Source organism: Staphylococcus sp. HMSC065D05 (genome assembly GCF_001813195.1).
Taxonomy (GTDB): domain Bacteria; phylum Bacillota; class Bacilli; order Staphylococcales; family Staphylococcaceae; genus Staphylococcus; species Staphylococcus epidermidis.
Map to the genome: position 1 here is coordinate 34,249 of NZ_KV811730.1, position 21,342 is coordinate 55,590.

Below are 21,342 nucleotides of genomic sequence, written 5' to 3' on the forward strand. Positions count from 1 at the left end.
TTATCGCTCGCTTTCCTCCGCTTGACTCTGAGCTGTAGCTAAAATTGCACCCGGAACTCTAAATGGTGAACATGAAACATAATCAATTCCCCATTGGTTAAATTGACGAATTGATTTTGCATCGCCACCAAGCTCACCACATACACCAATTTTAATCTCTGGATTGGTATTTTTAGCTTGTTCAACGGCTAATTGAATTAGTCGTCCTACACCTTCTCTATCTAAAGTTTGGAATGGGTCAAGCTGTAAAATGTTATTTTCAGTATACACATTTATGAATTTTCCTGCATCATCTCTAGAGAAACCAAATGTCAATTGTGTTAAATCATTAGTACCAAAACTGAAGAAATCACAATGTTTCGCAAGGTCATTCGCAATCAAGCATGCTCTAGGCGTTTCAATCATAGTACCTATCATATATTGTATATCTTGTTGAGATTCTTTTTCTAAATGTGTAATTGTATTAACTAATCGTTCTTTTAAAGTTGTAAATTCTTCTACTGTTGACACGAGAGGAATCATAATTTCTGGCAGGCACGTTATCCCCTCTTTTTGAAGCTTAATAACACTTTCAATGATAGCTTCAACTTGCATCTCATATAACTCTGGATAAGTCACAGCCAAACGACAACCACGATGACCAAGCATTGGATTGACTTCATTTAAGTCAACAATTCGTTTGCGTAAGAACTCTGAAGATACATTCAGCTGTTGAGAAACATTGTTTATATCTTCTTCAGATGATGGCAAGAACTCATGTAACGGTGGATCAAGTAAACGAACAATCGTAGGTCTATCTTGAGATAATCTGAAAATTGTTTCAAAATCTTCTACTTGATATGTTTTAATTTTTTCTAAAGCTTGTACACGTTCGTCATGATTTGAAGCTAAGATAAAACGGCGCATTTCTATTAAACGTTCAGGTCCAAAGAACATGTGCTCAGTACGAACTAAACCTATTCCTTTAGAGCCAAAATTATATCCAGCTTTTATATCTTGTGGTGTTTCAGCATTCATTCTAACTTGCAGTCTTGCAATCTCTTCAGACCAAGTCATAAATTGATCGAACTCTTCACTATGTTCAGCATTGACTGTTTCAATTGCTCCTAAATATAAATCACCAGCTGAACCATCTACAGAAACGATATCCCCTTCATGTAATTCACCTTCAGGATAATATACTGTTTTGTTCACTGTATCTATCTCTACATTCGAACATCCTGTCACACAACATTTACCCATTCCTCTTGCTACAACAGCAGCGTGTGATGTCATACCACCATGAGTTGTTACGATTGCTTCACTTGCTACCATCCCCTCAATATCTTCAGGTGATGTTTCCGGTCGCATTAACACTACTTTATTACCATTTTCAGCTTGAAGTTTTGCTTCTTCAGCAGAGAAGACTACTTTTCCTGTTGCTGCACCGGGACTAGCTGGTAAGCCCATTTTAGAAACCACTGTCGCTTGCTTTAATGACTCTTCATTAAAATTAGGATGTAATAATTGGTCGATTGATTTTACTTCTACTTTTGATACTGCTTCTTCACGTGTAATTAATTGCTCGTGAACTAAATCCACAGCAATTTTTATTGCTGCTTTAGCAGTGCGCTTTCCGTTACGTGTTTGTAATAAATAAAGTTTCCCATTTTCAATTGTAAATTCTATATCTTGCATATCTTTGTAATGCTTTTCAAGTTGTTTAGTTACATCAACGAACTCTTGATGCACGTCTGGCATTTGTTGTTTTAAAGTGTCAATATCCTTAGGGGTACGAATACCTGCAACAACATCTTCACCTTGAGCATTAAGTAAGTACTCCCCGAATAAATGATTTTCTCCGGTAACTGGATTTCTTGTAAATGCTACACCCGTACCACTATTTGCACCACTATTACCAAATACCATTTCCTGAATATTTACAGCTGTACCAATATCATGTGGAATATCATTTAAATCTCTATATACACGTGCACGATCATTATCCCAAGATTTAAATACTGCTTCAATTGCTTCTTCTAATTGCTTTAACGGTTCTTGTGGAAAAGGTTTATATGCCTCTTCTACATAAATTTCTTTATATCTTTCACATATAGTTTGTAGTCCTTCTGCCGGAATTTCAGCATCATTTTGATAACGATGCTTCGTTTTAAAATCATTAAAATATGTATCGAAAGCTGTCATTGGAATACCGTAAACAACCTCTCCAAACATTTGTAGTAAACGACGGTAACAATCATATGCAAAGCGCGCATCATTTGTTTTGTCAGCAAGTTTTTTCACATTATCATCATTAAGTCCCAAGTTAAGAATTGTATCCATCATTCCTGGCATGGAAATTTTTGCACCACTACGTACTGATACTAATAACAAGTTGTCATCAGAAGAAAAGGACTTTCCTGTTCGTTTAGAAAAAGCTGCTAAATGATCAATTAATTGTGTCTTTACTTCTGTAGGTAGTTCTTCATTTTGTTTTAAATAGGTAATACAAGCTTCAGTCGTAATTGTAAAACCATCAGGTACTGGTAGTCCGAGTCTCTTCATCTCTGAAAGATTGGCACCTTTACCACCAAGTAAGTCTTTCATAGCTATATTTCCTTCATTAAATGCATAAACGAATTGTGTCATTCTTGACCACCTCTTATTTTTATTATGTCATACTATTTATTTACAAGTATGTCATAATAGAAAAGGAATTACAACACTTTTAAGAAAAGGCTTTCATTAAATTTGTTCTAAATATGTCAAAAGTATTAATTTAATGCTTTTTTATTCATGATTCTATTTTTCAATTCATCATTGATGAGATTATACTCATGTAATCGTAAAAAGCAGGACAAAATTCATATTGAATTCCCTATCGCATGACATTAACTAAATTATACTAATGCATATTTCTAATATTAGTCTCTGATAGTCAAAATAAAAAACCTGAGACATTGTATAAGTGTCCCAGGAAATATTTTCATTCATACTTAATGCGATGAATACTATTGTTTATATTTTTTAATTTCTGCATCACGTAATTCAACGCGACGTATCTTACCTGAATTTGTTTTTGGTAGATTTTCAACAAATTCAATTGCTCTTGGATATTTATACGGTGCTACTTCATTTTTACAGAATACTTGTAATTCTTGGATTAACTCATCACTTGCTTCATAATCATCTTGCAAGATGATAAATGCTTTAACAATATTTCCACGAATGTCATGCGGACTTGCTACAACAGCACATTCTTTAACAGCTGCATGATTTGTTAATGCATCTTCTACTTCAAAAGGTCCAATGGTATATCCTGAACTAATAATAATATCGTCACGGCGACCTTCGAACCAGAAATAACCATCATTATCAATATGAGCTTGGTCTCCAGTAACATAATAATCACCTGTTGAAGCTGCTTTTGTGCGTGCTTCATCTTTAAAATAACCTTTAAATAAGGCTGGTAAGTCTAAAGGCACGGCAATATTACCTTTTACATTTGGGCCAACCTCTTTACCATCATCATCAATGACAGTAACAAAACTACCAGGTATACCTTTACCCATTGAACCCATACGTGGTTCAGTATCTTTTAGAAATCCAATCAACAATGTACTTTCCGTTTGTCCATATCCATCTCGAACAGTAATATTAAAATGACGTTTAAATTGTTCAACAACTTCTCGATTTAAAGGTTCACCCGCAGACACCGCACTGTGTAAATGTTCTAAATTATACTGTTCTAAATGACTAAGTTTAGCCATCATACGATATTCTGTTGGTGTACAACATAGAACATTGATTTGATAATTTTGAAGTAACTCGAGATATGTTTCAGGGTGGAAACGACCGTTATAGACAAATGCTGTTGCTCCCATCCCTAAAACAGATAAGAATGGACTCCACACCCACTTTTGCCACCCTGGTGCTGCAGTTGCCCATACAAGATCATTCTCTTGTATGCATAACCAATGTTTTGGTGCCATTTGCAAATGGGCATACCCCCATCCATGTGAATGCGTTACTGCTTTTGGATTACCTGTTGTACCTGATGTATAAGAAAGAATCGCCAAATCATCTCGTGTTGTATCTGCGCCTTTAAGGTCATCACTTACTTTTTCTTTTTCATCTTCTATTGAAACCCAATCTTCTTTGTGACCAGCTACTATAAATTTCTTTAATTGGTCATATTCTTTAACGTTTTCGAATTCTTTAGTTAGAGAATCAAATGAAATAACTGCATCAATCTCACCGTGAGTAATTCGATATTGTAAATCTTTTGTTCGTAACATTTCCGAACTTGGAACAATCGCTATACCCAGTTTCAATGCTGCAATATATAATTCATATGTAACGATTGCTCGTGGCATCATGATGAGAACTTTATCTCCCTTTTTTAGCCCATGATTGAGGAATACATTCCCTACTTTATTAGCATTACTGATAAGTTCTTTATAACTTACAGAAATATTTTCATGCTCGTTATCCTTGTAAATAATGGCTTTTTTATGATCTTCTGAAGCATATTTTTCTATTTCTGAAACAATATTATATTTCTCAGGTGCTAGTAAATTTGATTTATTCATAAGTGTACTTCCTTTCAATATACTTTCATCTAAAAACTACCAAAGGTTTATAATCTATCAAACCTATTAAAAACATTCATATCATACATCATCAACTAACAAATTTTCAAATAAGAAAAACCTGAAACATAAAATAATGTACAGGTTTATCATTAACTTTTTGTTACATTCATTTATCTTATATTATTTGAACAAGTCAAATAGACTTTTACGTGCGTACAATTCATTAAAAGTATCCTCAAATTTTTATTCTTAATAAATTCAATAACATATTATACTGTTTTTTATATTTTATCATTCATATATTCAACACAAATTTAGTTATTAAGACTTTCTAACTCTATTCTTATATTATAGGATAAATCTCTATTGACTATACGATGATCGATACCTTTTTGAGTTCCACGTTTTTTATGAGTTTGCGCATATGCTTTTGAATTTTGCCAATCATAGAAAGCTTGTCTACTGTTCCATAGCGTGATGATAATGTAATGTCTCCCTTTGACTACCGGTCTAAGAAATCTTAGCGCTTTAAATCCAGACACATCTTGCAAATGTTGATTTCTCTTTAAAAACCGTGACTCAAAAACCTCTTCATTACCTTCATTGACGAATAAGTGATTTAACACACAAAATGAATCATTAGATAAGCTGTTAATTGATTCTAATACTTCGTAATGTTGTTGATCATTATTCCTTTCAATTGTGAATGAATTACGAGTTTCTTCTATTATATATGTTTTATTTGTATCGCTAACTAACATAAGACATCCCTTCATTTCAATTTAATATTATAGGGCTACTTTACTTTGTTCATATAGTGATAGTGAGCGTTTTACAGTTTCAATACAATCGTCATCAAAATAATTTAACTGATTAAAATAGTTTAATATATTATGTGCTGTTGTTTCCTCCATAGGGAAATCTTCATCTTGGTTAATCCATGCGGCTAGTTTACCTAAAGGTGTTTCATCACCAACGAAATTTTGTATAAAATGATAAAAACTCACCCTATCACCTCTTCAATATGATATACATACATACTACCATGATTTATTATATAAAACATTAAATCCAAACCGACACTCTTTGCACTTCACTTATACATATATTCTTAATAACTTATCAAAGTAAGAGAAACTAAGTGATATAGTAGCTGAAAAGTGTTGTTGACACATAAAAAACATAAACTTATCATTGCTCTTAATTTCTCTAATTAATTAAACAGAATATCAAACCTACTACATATAGAAGTAAACATAATTATCTCTATGGCACACAAAATGTGAGACTTGATTATCTTGTAAATATCTGAAGCAACATTTACTATTCAATTATTACTTTTCTAAATATAAGCATATATATTATTTATAAATTATGACCTCAAGTATGCATCATTACCTCATTTTCAGAAGGGTAAAATAAGGCTAATTCTTTAATATTGATAGAGCGACAAAGACGTTACATATAACTATGGTTTAACAAAGATGGTGTCTTAATGATTATAGATGTAATTTCATTAGCTCGTATATGCACCTCAATTAAACAATCCGTGCCTTCATAAAAGTAAGTAATAGTAGTATTTCATTTTTCTTGAATAATAAATACAGAGTATTGTGTAAATAACGTCTGATTTCTACCTTTCTCTGTTTTTTCAAGATAATTTTGAACTAATGTTTGACGCATCTAAATACTCACTTTGAAAGCTCAATGAAATTTCATTTATAACTACTGTTATATATGTAAAAACCTGAGACAACGATTTGTCTCAGGTCATTTTATGAATAATGAATAAAAGAGCTAAAAATACACATGTAATTAAATTTTTTAATTTAACTTTTCATTAGCCATTTTAATATTGGTAGAATGGATCGTCTTCCATTGCACCAGCTTTTTCATCGTCAATACCATGTTTGTAATAATCAACATATTGAGGTTCAAGCGGTTTTCTACCACGAATAATGTCCGCTGCTTTCTCAGCTAACATCAATACAGGCGCATGAATATTACCATTTGTTGTTCTAGGCATTGCTGAAGCATCAACGACACGTAAATTTTCCATACCATGTACTTTCATAGTTAAAGGATCGACTACTGCCATTGGGTCAGATGCAGGTCCCATTTTCGCGCTACAAGATGGATGTAATGCAGTTTCTCCATCTTTACGTACCCAATCTAGAATTTCTTCATCCGTTTGAACTTGTGGTCCTGGTGAAATTTCTCCACCATTAAATGGATCCATAGCTTTTTGTTTTAGGATATTTCTTGCTACTCTGATTGCTTCAACCCATTCTCTTTCGTCTTCTTTCGTAGATAAGTAATTAAACACGATACTTGGTTTTTCAAATGGATCCTTAGATTTGATTTTCAAACTACCTCTTGAATTGGAGTACATTGGTCCAACATGTACTTGGTAACCATGTGCTACTGGTGCTTTTTGACCATCATATCTTACAGCAATTGGTAAGAAGTGGAACATGAGGTTTGGATAATCAACATCATCATTTGATCTTACGAAGCCGCCACCTTCAAAGTGGTTAGACGCCGCTGCACCTTTACGTGCAAAAATCCATTGTAAACCGATGAACGGCATACGTTTAACATCAAGGCTAGGTTGTAGTGAAACCGGTTGTTTACATTTATGTTGAATATATACTTCTAAGTGATCTTCGAAGTTCTCACCAACACCTGGTAAATGCATACGTGGTTCAATACCTTTTGATTTTAAGAATTCTGAGTCACCAATACCTGATAATTGTAATAGTTGTGGCGTATTGAAAGCACCGCCAGATAAAATGACTTCGTTTGCATGAACAGTATGTTCTTTACCATTTTTCTTGAAAGTCACGCCTGTTACTTTTTTACTATTATTTTCATCAAATATTAATTTTGTTACGAACGCACGTGTTTCAACATCTAAGTTTCTACGTCTTAATGCTGGGCGTAGATACGCTCTTGAAGCAGACATACGACGTCCATGATGTACTTGGCTATCAAATGGGCCAAATCCTTCTTGTCTGTAACCATTAACGTCTGCAGTTTTATGATAGCCCGCTTCAACACCTGCGTTAAAGAATGATTTAAATAATGGATTAGTAGCTGGTCCACGTTTTAATTTGATTGGACCATCATGACCTCTAACTTTATCATATGGCGCTGCACCATATGTTGTTTCTAACTTTTTGAAGTATGGTAGACAATGCGCAAAGTCCCATGTATCCATTCCTTCAGGTTCTGCCCATCCTTCATAGTCCATTGGGTTACCTCGTTGATAAATCATACCGTTAATAGAACTTGAGCCACCTAATACTTTACCTCTCGCATGATCAACTCTACGTCCCATATGTGGTTCTTCGTCAGTTTGATATTCCCAGTCATAAAAACGATTACCTGATGGGAACATCAATGCTGCTGGCATTTGAATAAATAAATCCCAGAAATAGTCACTACGTCCAGCTTCTAATACCAAAACATTTTTATCTTTATCTTCTGAAAGGCGTGCACCAAGAACTGAACCTGCACTACCACCACCAATAATGACATAATCGTATGAATCGCGTTTTCTTCTCATCGTTAAAGACCTCCAAAAATTGATTTGTTTTCTTTGTTTGTTAACATCTCTTTCTTAAAAGGTTTCATTTATTGAAGTGAGCACTATACCTTTGTAAGTACTCACTTCATGTAGCATTTTGTATTTATAGGTCATTTACTGTATAAAAGCAATTTATTATTATTTACTAAACCAATCCACTGGTTCTGGATTAGTATTTGTAAGAATATGTTTACTTACTAAATATTCCTCTAAGCCTTCTTTACCTAATTCTCTACCAATACCTGATTGTTTGTAACCGCCCCATGGCGCTTGTGCAAAGTATGGATGGAAATCGTTAATCCAAACCGTACCAAGTTTCAATTTATTCGCAACACGTTGTGCTTTACCAATATCTTTAGTAAATACAGCACCTGCTAAACCGTAAATTGAATCATTTGCTAAGCGAATAGCTTCTTCTTCGTCAGCAAATCCTTCTACAGTCACAACTGGTCCAAAGACTTCCTCTTGAACAATACGCATTGATGTATCACAATCTGTAATTACAGTAGGTTCAAAGAATAATCCCGCTTGTAAGTCTTCTCGTTCAGGACGTTTACCACCAATAGCAATTGTTGCTCCATCTTTTTTCGCAACTTTCATATAACCTTCAATTTTATCGCGGTGTGCTGTTGAGATAACTGGTCCCATTTCAGTATCTTGATCAAAACCGTTACCTAATTTGATTTTGCTTACGCGATCAATAAGAGCTTTTTCAAATTTATCTTTAATATCATTGTGAACTAAGATTCTAGAACCAGCAGAACACACTTGACCAGCGTGGAAATATCCACCATTAAGTGCTTGGTCTACAGCTAATTCGAAATCAGCGTCATCAAAAATAATATTAGGATTTTTGCCGCCTAATTCTAATGCAACGTCGGTTACGTGATTAGCTGCTTGTTTCATAATGTGTTTTCCTGTTTCAATACCACCTGTAAATGAAACTAAATCGACTTCTTCATGACCTGACATCACGTCGCCCACTTCTGATCCAGCACCAAGTACTAAATTAATTGTTCCTTTTGGGAAACCAACTTCCTCCATCAATTCAAATACACGAATTGTTGTTAACGGAGTAATTTCACTTGGTTTCATAACTAATGAGCAACCTGTTGCTAAAGCTGGCGCAATTTTCCAAGATGCTTGAAGTAATGGATAGTTCCAAGGTGTAATTTGAGTAACAACACCTACAGGTTCTTTAACTATTTTACTTTCTGTATTAGGAATTGGTGAGTTAATCATTTCACCGCCATCTTTATCAGCTAAACCAGCAAAGTACATAAACACATTGTGAATATCATCCATATCAGCGTAGGATTCTTCTAAAGTTTTACCAGTGTCTAATGTTTCTAATTTAGCTAACTCTTCTCTATTTTTTTTAATTTTATCAGCAACGGCTCTCACTTTTTTACCTCTGACTTCACTTGTTTCAAGTGACCATTCACCGTCTTCGAAAGATCTTCTAGCAGCTAAAATTGCTCTTTCAACATCTTCTTTAGTTCCTTCAGCTACAGTGAAGATTGTTTCTTGATTGTAAGGATTTATAATATCTCTTGTGTTTTTATTTGAACTTTCAACCCATTCTCCATCAATATATTGACGATTTGATAATTTATCTACAAGTTCCATCAAACGACCTCCGTTAAGTTTGTTAAATTTTTATTTAACGAATTTTACAGAGTTATGTTATCATAATTGATGAAAAAGTGTCAATTTCTTTAAAAATGTTTGTATTTTACAATCAAACTTATCTATGTTTAAGAAATAATTTTTGTTCAGAAAATTACTTTTCTTTTTTTCATAAAAGGCTTTATAATGATTCTCGTGTGTATTTATTAGAAATGGGACATATAGTATAGGTTTTTATAGCCGTTTATAGATTACGGCATTGAGATAGTCAAACAGTAGTATAGACATTAACAATTCAAATCGATAACTAACATTTGATTTTGATGATTATAAACTTTCAATGTAACTATGCTTTATATTCACGAACGAACTACAACTCAAAGCAATAGATGTATTATTTACAATCATCATAAAATCATAGTATCTAGTGCGTCCCACCTAAGCTGAATAATGGATTAAAATGGAGGTGCAGTGATGGATTATAATAACAATGACAGTCAACATATCGAAGAAGCTAAAGATTTAGTTATCAACTCAATCGGTGAAACCATGGATTTGTATGGTATCAACCGTAGTGTAGGTAACCTGTATGGCATTATGGTTTTTGAAGGAAGTATGACACTTGATGAAATGCGACAACAACTGCAAATGAGTAAACCTAGTATGAGTACAGGTGTAAAAAAACTACAAGAATACGATATCGTCAAACAACAATTCACGCGTGGTAGCCGAAAGCAACATTTTATTGCAGAGAAAGATTTCTTCACTTTCTTCCGCAACTTTTTCACTAAAAAATGGGAACGTGAAATTGACACTAATATGGAAGCTATTAAAGATGCAGAAAATATCATTTACCCAATTCTTGAAAAGAATGATATAGACGAGGAAGTTAAAAACCAAGCAATAAATGTAAAAGCGCAGTTAGACCACTCTAAAATTTATTACAAGTGGCTCGCTCAATTAAGTGAAGCTTTAGAGTCAGGAGAAATCTTTAACTATTTTCCAATTCCAGATGAACAACATCATCATGATTAAAAATAAAAAGCCAAGCGATAATGACTTAACATTATTGCTTGGCTATTTTTTATAAGTTATCATCTTCAGGTTTATCTTTGACCTGAACTATTCTTAGAGAACGTCTTTCAATTTCTTTATGCTTATCTGCACGTCTTTCTAACTTGATACGATCTCGTCCGAGTATAATTAAGAACGAAATCATCATAAGCGTAAATATAACAATTAAAGGTACACTAGCAAGTAATGATGCTGTTTTCAATACTTCTAATGCACGTTCTCCTCCAACTAGCATTAAAGAGAACGGTAGTAAACATAACGCAAACGCCCAGAATAAACGATTAGCACGTAACGGTTCTCCTATCACTTTTTTCTGTGACGCTGCTGCTAAAATATATGAACCAGAATCGAATGTTGTTGCTAAGAATAAGAAAGCTGATATTAAGAATAAGATAATAGTAATTGTCGAGAATGGTAGTTGATGCATTACTTCTATGATTGTTGCCTCTGTACCATGATTGTTTAAATAGCTTATTACATTAAATTGCTCAGAAATTTGTAGATATACAGCATAGTTACCAAAAATACCGAAAAATAATACACAACCTAATGTTCCATAGCATATTGTTCCTAATACAACTTCTTTAAGTGTACGTCCTTTTGAGATACGTGCGATAAATAATCCAATAAACGGTGCATAAACGAGCCACCATGACCAGTAGAATATTGTCCAATCTTGAGGGAAATTCGTCTCTTTACGACCTTTTATGCCACCAAATGGTTCCATCCATGTCGCCATATGGAAGAAATCTTTTATCATATTACCGAACCCTGTAACTGTAGTTTCCATAATAAACACAGTTGGACCTACAATGAATACAAATGCTAATAATAAAAATGATAACCAAACGTTAACATCACTTAATTTTTGAATACCTTTTTTCAAACCTGTGTAAGAACTGATTGCGAAAATAACTGTAATAGTTAGTAAGATGATTGAACGTAAAATCATATTAGATCCATCTAAACCAGTCAATCGTTCAATACCAGCTGAGATCATTGGCACGCCTAGAGCGAGTGATGTTGCAGCACCACCGAGCAAACCGAAAATAAATAAAATATCTACGATTTTTCCTAATAATTTATCCGTATGTCCTTTTAAAATTGGTCGACAAGCTTGACTAATTTTATAGACGGGTTTCTTCTTAACGAAAACTAAATAACCAATTGGCAATGCTGGTAGCACATATATTGCCCAGGCTATAGGTCCCCAGTGAAACATACCATACTGAGTTGCATATTGAAGAGCTTGATCAGACATTGATTTTGCACCGTTAGGAGGTACTTGATAATAAAATGCCCACTCAATAACACCCCAATATAAAATATCCGAACCAATACCGGCACAGAATAACATGGCTGCCCATGTGAAATTATTAAATTCAGGTTTGTCAGTCGCTTTTCCTAACGTGACATTCCCGTACTTACCAAATGCTATGTATAAAACAAAACAAAATATAGCCAGTCCCATAAAGAGATATACCGATCCAATTGAATTAGAAATGGCACTATTGATATCGGTAATGATTATTTCACTTGCTTTCGGAAAAACCATCATAGGTATAACAGCAAAAAGTAACACAATGACTACGCCTATGAAGGTCGTCCAGTCCATAACTTTTTCCTTTTTCAAATGTGATCCCCCTAATATTAATTTATGAATCTTTACTTTAAATTACGTTCAATGGATAGTGATTCACAAAAAAGACAATAACGAATTTTTAATAATAATGCAAATTACATACATGGATCATCAAAATCTCATTTGAATAATTATATAATTTACGCCTCTCAAACATTCATCTTAAATTGCTATGACAATAGTGTTAAGTTAAAATTTAACAAAATGAACGAACTTTACAATATTTCATATTGTATTTTTATACACTTTTAACGTATATATATTTATTTTAAATTTTTTTCTCCACTTATACTCACTCTTAATCTATAAATAAAAAAATCGCCAATATTTAGTCATTCAAATACCTTACTCTATGAGATGAAGTATCTAAAGAACTATATATAGCGATTAAATTCCAACTTATAAAAATTGATTAATATCCTAAAATGGTTTTAATAACAAATCCAGTAATGACGGATACTGTTATAACAAAAAATCCTGGTATCATAAAGCTCGTAGGTCTTGTTCTACCAGTTTCATCTAGTTCTACAGCAAATAATAGTGTCGGTTGAGCTGGAATAACGAAATTCACATTTAATGTTTGTACCATCGCAACAAAATAGATGGGGGGTATACCTAAACTCATAACTATCGGTACCATAATTGATGCTGTAGCTGTTTGAGAAATGACAATCATTGCAACTACAGAAACAAGTATGATAACAAGCCAAGGTACTTCACTAATAATTGACCCAATATCATTTTTCAATATTTTTAAGTTATGTGGAGCATTAAATATTGTTGCACCTAACCAACCTGGGCCAAGAACTGCAAAGAGTGCTCCCATTGCAGACTGAGTAATATTCGATGACAGAATATCAGAAGTATTGATTTTTATTAATAATAAATTAATTGTAGCGCTGAGATACATAAAGAACTGAACAATTTCAGTCATCTCAACTTTAACTACATCTCCATTCACATTGAATTGCGGCATGAGATTAGGAAATATGCCAAACGTTAATATACCCATGACACATAATAGGAATGAGATAACACCTATTTTTACTTTTAATGAAAAGTCATTTTTGATTTCGACTTCTGGCATCTGAACTAAACGTTCTGATTCATCACGCACGTGTTCTTTTCGTCCTACAAATGTACAAAATGTACTAAGCATTAACATACTAATTAAAGCTGTAGGTAAAACAATACTTAAATACTTACCCATCGATATTTCATACCCTGCTAATACTGAAATAATATAAGCTGTAGCGGAAGCTGCCGGGCTACAAAGTAGGGCTAAATTGGCGGTTAGTACCGAAGCAGTTAATGCGCGTTTAGGCTGAATTCGTGCTTTTTGTGCAGTTTTAGCGATGATAGGTTCAAGTGAAAGAGCTATATTTGCAGTACCAATTCCAAAAACAAAGACAAAGACAATCATTGGTGCTATAAATATAATTGATTTTGGAAAGCGTTCAATCACACGTGAAGCAATGTAAACTAAATAGTCAATACCACCAGTAGCTTGTAACGTACCACCTGCTATACCAATAGATAATATGATCAAGACTGCCGTCACTGGTGCTGAACCTGGAGGTAACTGGAATCCAAATATCATAATAAGTTGCGCTACTATAGCAAAGATGCCACATCCCAGTGCACCAGCAGTTCTTAATCCTAATAATATCGCTAGAATCATGATTATGATTTCTATGATAAACAATAACATGGAAGAATCTCCTAACTTATGCCGAACAATTTTCACTTCAATATTTTATCACTTTAATATGTAATTAGTATATATATAAGTATAATATTATTTCTTTTACTTTTTAGATGTTTAATGTTTGTCACTTTTCAGTCTATAAATTGCAACAAATCACATCCACCTAATAAAAAGTGATAAAAATTTACTTTAAAAATAAAATTAACTATACTCTTTAAAACTGTCGTTATACATGTGATAACATTCCTGTTCATCTCATTGATAACTTATAACAAAGATTGCCCAAAACAAATGAACCATAACATTTATTTTGGGCTATTTTTCTAAGAGATATCTTAAAAATTAATTACAATTATTATCATAAACTATTTAGTTAGATATTCAATGACCTGTTCTTTTTTTAAGGAAGCTTGAACATCAATCACACGTTGATTAAGTGATCCTTTATATGGAAGATTCGGACGATATAAATGTTGAATAAACATACCATCAACTAATACATCAATATGTTCGAGTAATGACTTGCGCGCATCGTTTTGCTGTTTCAAATATTCAAATAAAAAGCCAGTCCACACCCAAATTGTTTTTGTATGACCGAATCGTTGTCTAAAAGCTTCAACGAGTTGGAGTGTGATAGACAAATTACAAAATGGTTCTCCACCAAGTATGCTTAAGCCTTCGATATAAGAAGGCGCACAATAATCTAAAATCTCTTCAAGCATTTCTAGTTCGAATGGTTCTCCGTATTTAAAATTTTGGGCTTGAACGTTATAACAACCTTTACATTGAAAAGGACATCCGGAAACATATACACTGCATCGAACACCTTCACCATCTACAAAGCTATGACTTTCTATTTTAGCTATATAGTGGTGACCTTCTTTAATGTTTAAAATATTCATGAACGAGGTTCCTTCATGTGTTTCACTCTCGCACATATCTCTTTTTGTCGTCCTTCAATAACTGGTCTTTGAACTGGATTTCCTAAATAACCACATGTTCTTTTTACAACGTCAACTGTTTTAGGATCATTGTTGCCACAATGTGGGCATTTATATCCGTTAGCAGTAGTTTCAAAATCTCCATCATAGCCACAACGATAACAGTGATCAATAGGAATATTCGTACCTAAATAACCTACCTTATCATAAGCATAATCCCATACTGCTTCTAAAGCTTTAAGATTATGATTTAACTTTGGATATTCACAATAATGAATGAATCCACCACTTGCGTAGTAAGGATAGTCCTTTTCAAAATCTAGTTTTTCAAACGGCGTTACATCTTTACGAACATCATAGTGGAATGAATTTTGGTAATATCCTTTGTCAGTAACATCTGGAATAGATCCAAATTTATCTTTGTCCAATCGGCAAAATCTATCTGTGAGTGATTCACTAGGTGTGCTGTATATACTGAACCAAATATCATATTGTTTCGTCCACTCTACTTGATAACGTTTCATTTCTCTTAATATGTCTAATGTGAATGTTTTAGCCTCAGGATTATGTTCCCAATTTGGTCCATAAAATAATGTTGCTGCTTCGTATAAACCGATATACCCCATTGAAATTGTAGCGCGTTGATTTGTAAATAATGATTCGACAGTATCTTCTGAAGTGAGTTTATTTTTAAATGCACCACTTTTATATAAAATAGGCGCGTTATCCGGAATAGCATCTTGTAGTCTTTCAATTCGATACACAAGTGCATCATGTAACAATTGCATGCGTTTTTCAAAGATATCCCAAAACTGTTGCATGTCACCATCTGCTTCGATTGCAATTCTCGGTACGTTCAGCGTCACTACACCTAAGTTACACCGTCCATTATTTTCCAATTGACCTTCATCATTCTTCCAACTTGGTAAAAATGAACGACATCCCATCGGTGCTTTAAAATCACCAAGCAGTTCCACTAGTTTATCGTAATTTAAAATATCGGGATACATGCGTTTTGTTGAACATTCCAATGCAAGTTGCTTAATATCATAGTTAGGATCTTCTGGACCAAAGTTAATACCCTTTTTTATCGAAAATACAAGTTTAGGGAAAATTGCAGTGACTCTATCTTTACCGAGACCTTTAATACGAGTATGTAAAATTGCTTGTTGAATCTTTCGACTTAATTGATCTGTTCCTAAACCAAATCCCAAAGTAACGAATGGCGTTTGTCCATTGGAAGTATATAGTGTGTTGATCTCATACTCTAAACTTTCAATCGCATCACCAATATCTTTAGTTACTTGCGTGTCCACATAATTCTCAATTTTGTCAGGTTGAACGAAATCATTCGCTACTTCCCTATGATATTGTGCGTTCATTTGTGCATATTTACTTAGTAATTCGTCAACACGATCGACAGTACAACCTCCGTATTGACTGCTTGAAACGTTTGCAATGATTTGTACAAGTTGTGCTGAGGCGGTTTGTATTGATTGAGGTCTTGTAACATTAGCATTACCTATCTCAAAGCCATTCTCTAACATATCTTTTGCATCTATGAGACAACAATTGGTTAATGGTTGAAATGGATGGTAATCTAAGTCGTGAAAATGAATATCTCCCGATTGATGTGCATGAGCAACATGCTTCGGAAGTAAATGATCGAGTGCATAAGACTTTGATACCGTTCCAGCTGTTAAATCTCGCATTGTTGAGAATGTATTACTATCTTTATTTGCATTTTCATTTAATATAGTTGGATCTTTTGTGATTAATCGAGTTAATGATGTTTCTAAAGTAGTCATTTTGTCACCCTTCGCTATATATAGTATATATCAATAAAATAAAACACTATATATAGTATTACAATCGATTACTAAGTCGTTAACTAAAATGTCATAAAGATTATTAACGTTTAGTGAACTCTATGTGAGATAAAGATAGTTTTGTAATCAATATAAAAACCTGAGACGTCAATGTTCTCAGGCTTCTATAACATATAGTTAGTTATTAATTCAGTTAAAATTTATAATATCTTCACTTTTGGTAATTCTAGTAATTATCTTCGTATAAATTGGGAATAAATAACCGAAAAAAGCATTTACCTTTTCCCTTTCACCTATCTAATTATTTCTATTATCTTGTGTTGATTGATTTATATTTTGATGTGTTTGTTGATGATCTTGAACGCCATGATGAGAATGCTCTTGTGTTACTTGTTCTTCCCCGTTGCTCGACTCTTGCGATTCATCTGTATGCCCCTTTGACATCTCAAGATTTTTTCTAAATTTTTGCGCTTTTCATCTTCTGATCGACGGTCATATGAACGCTCTTCTAACACTGAGCCAACTGTTAAAATGAGAATTACAGCTATTGTCCCAACAATAAATAATACAAGTAAAATCCACATCCAAATATTAAATGCCATGTTATATCACCATCCTCTTATTTTTTATGATAAATCACTCAATATCTCTTTAAAAATATTTTCCCTTTTTATTTCACTTTAATCACACATCAATAATTAGCTTTTTATAAATTTAAATTATATTTGTATTTAGATAATCACAAACTAAGCATAAATCATGACTCATAAGTATACTATTGATATCATTTAGAAATAACATCTTCTTACTTAATTAGAAGTAAGTATACCTGACCAAGTGCTTTTCTTTAAAAATTATGATATGTTCAAAACTTTCCAGTATACTTTTAAAATTAAAAAGAGTAAGATTAAGAATCTTTAATTCTCTCCTACTCTATATGATGAAATATCAATTTAAATATATTGGTGTTCTTTAAGATAACGTATAATTTGTTCCACTGATTGTTCAATAGTGTCGTGTTCAGTATCTATAGTGATTTCAGGATTTTCAGGTGCTTGATAAGGTGCACTTATACCTGTAAATTCAGGTATTTCCCCAGATCGTGCTTTTTTATACAATCCTTTCGGATCTCTCTTTTCACATTCTTCAACACTACATTTTGTATATACTTCTATAAACTCATTATCCTCTAGTAATGCTCTAACACCTTCTCTGTCTTCTTTATATGGGGAGATAAAAGCAGTAACTGTTAAAGCTCCAGCGTCTACCATTAATTTTGCTACTTCTCCAATGCGTCGAATATTTTCTGAACGATCTTCAGGACTAAATCCTAAATTTTTATTAAGACCGTGACGCACATTATCACCATCTAAACGGTATGTTTGTTTTCCTTCATTAAATAATTCTTTCTCTAAGGCAACAGAAACCGTTGATTTACCTGACCCAGATAGCCCTGTAAACCAAATTACAGCACTTTTGTGTCCATTTCTATGCTGTCTTTGTTTCTTCGTGACTTCTGAGTCATGCCATGTAATATGATTTGATTCACTCATTTTAACACTCCTGATTTATTTTTCTCGCAAACCTTTAATTAGAACTTCGGCAACTTCTGGTCTTGAAAATTTAGTTGGTAATGATTCGCCATTACGCAGTTTTTCCCTTACTTTAGTACCACTTAAATGTAAATGTTGAGAAGCGTCATGCGGACATGTTTTAGCAGTTGCCATATTACCACAAGCTTCACAATAAAAGGCATGTTCAAATTTTAAAATTTGAATACCTAACTCATCTTCAAATTGAGCAATCAGTTCTTGTGCTTCATAAGTACCATAATAATCGCCTACACCAGCATGATCTCTTCCCACAATAAAATGTGTACAACCATAATTTTTACGGACAGTTGCATGAAGTATCGCTTCACGTGGTCCGGCATAGCGCATTGCAGCAGGATAAATGACTAGACGTGCTCTATCTTCAGGATAATAGTTTTTTAATATCACTTCATAACTTTCCATACGTACATCCGCTGGAATATCGTCTGACTTTGTTTCACCAACTAGTGGATTTAAAAGTAGACCATCAACAATTTCTAGTGCTGATTTTTGAATATATTCATGTGCTCGATGCACTGGATTTCTCGTTTGAAAACCTACGACAGTTTTCCAACCTAAATCATGAAATAATTGTCTTGTCTCTGAAGGATCCAAATGATAATTTGAAAACGCATCATGTTTCGGACGATTTAATAGTTTAATAGGACCACCTAAATAAATATTTCCTTTTTCATAAACCTTTTTAACTCCAGGATGCGCTTCTTCAGTTGTTCCGTATACCAAACGCGCTTCTTTTTCTTTATCATATGTGTACTTTTCTTCTAATTTAAGCGTTCCATATAACTGTCCATCTTCACCATATAAAGCGATATCATCACCTATATCAAGTTTATCTGCTTCAGATTCTGTTACAGGTAAAGTGATAGGAATACTCCAGACCAAGCCATTGCTTAAATGCGTTTCCTCTATCACCTTAGTGTAGTCTTCTTTGTTCATAAATCCTGTAAGGGGACTAAATCCGCCAATACCTATGAGCTCTAGATCCGATATTCCCCAAGGATTTAAAGTAATCGGTTTAAACTTTAATGCTTCCTCAATCAAACGTTCACGTTCGTTTCCTTCAACAACACGATTGATAAGTTCTCCTCCATGAGGTTTAATTGTATAATTGGTTATTGTTTCATTGTTAGACATTATAATCAAATCCCCTTTTCTAATTAATTATATTTGTTTACTCGGCTTTTCTTGTAAGAAAAAGATAATTTCTTGTTTCGAACGACTTGAAAAACAAGCAAAATAATGATTGCAATAATAATAATGAATCGAACTGTATTTGAAATAGTGCTATCTTTTACAAAATAGCTTAATAATGCATTACTATTTGTAAAAATGATTAAACCTCCGACACAAATTGCAAGAATGTTAATAGGTAACACTTTAACTAAATACGCTGAAATAGGTGCCGCTACCATTCCACCGAGACTCAAAGCAATTACAGCAAACCAATTAATTTGAGTGATTCCTAAAAAGATGATGAAACTTAAAGCAGCAGATGACGTAACAAAAAATTCACTTGCTGAGACCGTTCCAATCGCATATCGTGGTTGAATTTTTTTACTTGAGAGCAGGAGTGGTGTATTAACTGGTCCCCAACCACCACCACCGATTGCGTCTAAAAATCCTGCCACAAAACCTTGTGGAATTACTTTAAAGCTACTCAAATCTCCCACATGATGATGATGTTCATGTGCACGTTTAAATAGAAATTGATACAAAATATAAAATCCCATACTTAACAAGAATAATGCAATGAACGGTTTAATATAATCACCATGAATAAATGTCAAAACACCTGCACCGATAAAGGCGCTTATTGAGCCGGGTATAGCTAACTTCAACATTGTTGGTTTATGAACATTATCAAATCTCCAATGTGATGTCCCAGATGCAGCTGTTGTTGCAATTTCAGAAAAATGAACGGTTGCTGACACTACTGCCGGTGCTATACCATAAGTTAATAATATTGATGACGATGAAGCGCCAAATCCCATGCCTAATGATCCATCAACAAGTTGTGCTAAAAATCCCGCAATTGCGAAAATTAATACTTTGCGCATATATCATATGCCCCCATTCTTCATTTGACTTGTGATTTTAGCCATCGGATGAAATCTTGTTGCTTCTTCTCATCTAAATATTTGTCTGACAAAATTTGCTCGAGTAACGCTTGTTTATCAGATGGCTCAATTTTAAGTGATTTAATATACTGTCTACTTTCATATAAAAACTGAATATACATTGAATAGTCTTCGTTGTATGTAACCTTTAAATCTTTAATAATTCGTTGACCTAATTTAGGACTTGCACCATCAGTTGATACACTTATTGTTAATTTATCTCTTTTTAAGAAATTAGGGAACGTTATATTTCCTAGGTCTGCTTGTCCTGCATGATTAAACAATACGTTCTTAGACAAAGCTGCCCTCACATCGTTGTTAACATCAGATTGATTAGTAGCCGCGATGACCATATCAGCATTCTTAACATCTTGTGGTTCGAAGAGTTTCTTTTCATAAGTGATTTGCTTCGTTTCTAGATATTTTTGTAATGTATCAGTAATTGTTGGACTTACAACATGAATATGGTTTGTATAAGCTAATAAACTTGTAGTACGACGTGTTGCAACTTTACCTCCACCTACAATGACGACTTTCTTGTTACTTAAATCAATCATTAAGGGCATATTCATGATGATTTCCTCCTATACACTTTTATTAATACTCTTTATAACATGATATTTATC

Annotated in this window: 15 protein-coding genes and 1 pseudogene; 1 reads left to right on the forward strand and 15 read right to left on the reverse strand. The window is 33.5% G+C overall.

What is annotated here, in order from left to right:
• The 6 genes from ppdK to betB all read right to left on the reverse strand — a co-directional run bounded on the left by ppdK (position 1) and on the right by betB (position 9,792).
• A complete protein-coding gene (ppdK, locus tag HMPREF2897_RS01815; protein ID WP_070592522.1) occupies positions 1–2,628 on the reverse strand; it encodes a pyruvate, phosphate dikinase in 2,628 nt (875 codons plus the stop codon).
• Between the two features lie 362 nt (positions 2,629–2,990).
• Positions 2,991–4,571, reverse strand: coding sequence for an acyl-CoA synthetase MbcS (gene mbcS, locus HMPREF2897_RS01820; protein ID WP_002447040.1), 1,581 nt, complete (start codon positions 4,569–4,571; stop codon positions 2,991–2,993).
• A gap of 317 nt (positions 4,572–4,888) precedes the next feature.
• Complete coding sequence (locus HMPREF2897_RS01825; protein ID WP_070592524.1) at positions 4,889–5,335, reverse strand: antibiotic biosynthesis monooxygenase family protein; 447 nt, start codon at positions 5,333–5,335, stop codon at positions 4,889–4,891.
• Positions 5,336–5,362: 27 nt separating this feature from the next.
• Positions 5,363–5,581 (reverse strand): sterile alpha motif-like domain-containing protein, encoded by a 219-nt coding sequence (locus tag HMPREF2897_RS01830; RefSeq protein ID WP_002447038.1) that lies wholly within the window; start codon positions 5,579–5,581, stop codon positions 5,363–5,365.
• 842 nt (positions 5,582–6,423) lie between these two features.
• Positions 6,424–8,142 carry a choline dehydrogenase gene (betA, locus tag HMPREF2897_RS01835; protein ID WP_001830593.1) on the reverse strand — a complete coding sequence of 573 codons (1,719 nt, stop codon included), beginning with the start codon at positions 8,140–8,142 and terminating at the stop codon, positions 6,424–6,426.
• A 159-nt stretch (positions 8,143–8,301) separates the two neighbouring features.
• Positions 8,302–9,792, reverse strand: coding sequence for a betaine-aldehyde dehydrogenase (gene betB / locus HMPREF2897_RS01840; protein WP_002447037.1), 1,491 nt, complete (start codon positions 9,790–9,792; stop codon positions 8,302–8,304).
• A 474-nt stretch (positions 9,793–10,266) separates the two neighbouring features.
• On the opposite strand from betB, the gene HMPREF2897_RS01845 reads away from it, so the two are divergent.
• Entirely contained in the window at positions 10,267–10,827 is a 561-nt protein-coding gene (locus HMPREF2897_RS01845) for a choline uptake/conversion transcriptional regulator CudC (RefSeq protein ID WP_002447036.1), read from the forward strand.
• Between the two features lie 49 nt (positions 10,828–10,876).
• On the opposite strand, the gene HMPREF2897_RS01850 is transcribed toward HMPREF2897_RS01845, so the two are convergent.
• The 9 genes and pseudogenes from HMPREF2897_RS01850 to HMPREF2897_RS01890 all read right to left on the reverse strand — a co-directional run bounded on the left by HMPREF2897_RS01850 (position 10,877) and on the right by HMPREF2897_RS01890 (position 21,288).
• Entirely contained in the window at positions 10,877–12,499 is a 1,623-nt protein-coding gene (locus HMPREF2897_RS01850; protein WP_002447035.1) for a BCCT family transporter, read from the reverse strand.
• 421 nt (positions 12,500–12,920) lie between these two features.
• A complete protein-coding gene (locus tag HMPREF2897_RS01855; protein WP_001830664.1) occupies positions 12,921–14,219 on the reverse strand; it encodes an anaerobic C4-dicarboxylate transporter in 1,299 nt (432 codons plus the stop codon).
• Between the two features lie 362 nt (positions 14,220–14,581).
• Positions 14,582–15,118, reverse strand: a complete 537-nt coding sequence (gene nrdG / locus HMPREF2897_RS01860; RefSeq protein WP_002475643.1) for an anaerobic ribonucleoside-triphosphate reductase activating protein — start codon at positions 15,116–15,118, stop codon at positions 14,582–14,584.
• Positions 15,115–16,965: an anaerobic ribonucleoside-triphosphate reductase gene (gene nrdD, locus HMPREF2897_RS01865; RefSeq protein ID WP_002475640.1), complete on the reverse strand. Its 1,851-nt coding sequence runs from the start codon at positions 16,963–16,965 to the stop codon at positions 15,115–15,117. Before nrdD ends, nrdG begins: the two co-directional genes overlap by 4 nt.
• A 318-nt stretch (positions 16,966–17,283) precedes the next feature.
• A pseudogene (locus HMPREF2897_RS01870) lies at positions 17,284–17,588 on the reverse strand (hypothetical protein).
• 351 nt (positions 17,589–17,939) lie between these two features.
• Positions 17,940–18,539 carry an adenylyl-sulfate kinase gene (gene cysC / locus HMPREF2897_RS01875; protein ID WP_001830609.1) on the reverse strand — a complete coding sequence of 200 codons (600 nt, stop codon included), beginning with the start codon at positions 18,537–18,539 and terminating at the stop codon, positions 17,940–17,942.
• Positions 18,540–18,554: 15 nt separating this feature from the next.
• Entirely contained in the window at positions 18,555–19,733 is a 1,179-nt protein-coding gene (sat, locus tag HMPREF2897_RS01880) for a sulfate adenylyltransferase (protein WP_070592525.1), read from the reverse strand.
• A 23-nt stretch (positions 19,734–19,756) separates the two neighbouring features.
• On the reverse strand, positions 19,757–20,656 hold the full coding sequence (locus HMPREF2897_RS01885) for a sulfite exporter TauE/SafE family protein (RefSeq protein ID WP_002458277.1): 900 nt from the start codon (positions 20,654–20,656) through the stop codon (positions 19,757–19,759).
• A 20-nt stretch (positions 20,657–20,676) separates the two neighbouring features.
• Positions 20,677–21,288: an NAD(P)-binding protein gene (locus HMPREF2897_RS01890; RefSeq protein ID WP_038812669.1), complete on the reverse strand. Its 612-nt coding sequence runs from the start codon at positions 21,286–21,288 to the stop codon at positions 20,677–20,679.
• Positions 21,289–21,342: the final 54 nt, after the last annotated feature.